The sequence below is a fragment of the Cryobacterium sp. MLB-32 genome, from assembly GCF_000738085.1.
Lineage (GTDB): Bacteria > Actinomycetota > Actinomycetes > Actinomycetales > Microbacteriaceae > Cryobacterium.
Genome location: NZ_JPRS01000076.1, coordinates 1 through 617 on the forward strand (window position 1 = coordinate 1; position 617 = coordinate 617).

1 pseudogene is annotated in these 617 nt (G+C 59.8%); it reads right to left on the bottom strand.

The features are described 5' to 3' along the window. Window positions 1-310: pseudogene (locus JF66_RS09790) on the bottom strand (hypothetical protein); the annotation flags it as partial. Window positions 311-617 lie beyond the last annotated feature (307 nt).

Genomic DNA, 617 nt, shown 5'->3' on the forward strand with positions numbered 1-617 from the left:
GATGGTCGGCCCAGAAACTGGACGAGACGACAACGGGCGTCGCTTCCCAGGTGACCGCCTTGGCGCCGTTTTCACAGAACTCGAAGGCCTTGCGATGATCCGGGTCCGGCCACGCACAGCTCATGCAATCAAAGCCGTCTTTCTGGTTCATCGACAACAGGGTCTTTCTCGTGCGATCCACACCCATATGTTCGAGTGCGGGAATCATGGAGTGCAGCACGCCAGGCAGCCCGGCCGCCCATTGCTTCGGCGCGCCAACCTCAATATCGCCGTCGTCAGGTTCTTTTACCGGAGGGTTCTCGCTTGCCATGGCAACTCTCTTCTTCGTCCATCTGTCGGCTGCAGGGCCCGAAGCGGTACTGCGCCCTTCTCCTATGACTAACATTTCCGGTGAACCAACGCAATCAGAATGGAATAACTGTCCATCTCGCCGCCCTCAACGCGATTGCCGTCGACCGCTGACCGCTGGGTTTTGTCGCCCGGCTGCCTGCCGCCGCGGGAAACCCCATGAGAAGCCGAACCGACCTGTCTGACCACGGGTAACATCAACAGATGATGGCGTCTGAACCGAACAGTCCCGGAGCACGCGAGGCTCGTTTACCTGGTCTCGGCGTGAG